The organism is Vibrio sp. 1562 (assembly GCF_033340155.1).
Lineage (GTDB): Bacteria > Pseudomonadota > Gammaproteobacteria > Enterobacterales > Vibrionaceae > Vibrio > Vibrio alginolyticus.
Genome location: NZ_JAWOVY010000718.1, coordinates 1 through 533 on the forward strand (window position 1 = coordinate 1; position 533 = coordinate 533).

Consider the following 533-nt stretch of genomic DNA (forward strand, 5'->3'; position numbering starts at 1 on the left):
AACACCAACTTGCCGTCAACAATCTCGACTGTCCCTTGCTCACTCGGCACTGACGCCGATTGGATAGACAGCGTATCACCATCAATATCGGTGTCGTTTGGCAGGACATCAATCGTCACTGGCGTGTCTTCGTCAGTAACGGCATTGTCATTGGTCGCCACTGGCGCATCGTTCACTGGCATCACATCGACGTTCACCGTGGTGGACTCTGATACCCCACCTGACGTAACGATGTAGGTAAAGCTGTCTGCACCGTGGTAGTTGTCATTCGGCGTGTAGGTCACGCTGCCATCCGGGTTGACCGAGACCGTACCGTTAGCTGGACCGTTGTTGGTATCCAGCGACACCACTTTATCGTCGCCTTCGAACGTGTCGTTACCTAGGACGTTAATTATGGTCGGCGTGTCTTCCACAACCGTCGCGTTGTCTGCCACGATGTCCGCCACAGGCGCTACCGTGAAGTTCACCGTTTGGCTAACGCTCTCGCCGCTTGGATCGGTAGCCGTAAACGTCAGCGCTTCTGAGCCGTTCCA

1 protein-coding gene is annotated in these 533 nt (G+C 55.2%); it reads right to left on the reverse strand.

Annotated features, from left to right (window positions below; all coding sequences use genetic code 11):
- A partial coding sequence (locus R7Z49_RS27275) for a cadherin-like domain-containing protein (protein ID WP_318112795.1) occupies positions 1-533 on the reverse strand: 533 nt, incomplete at both ends.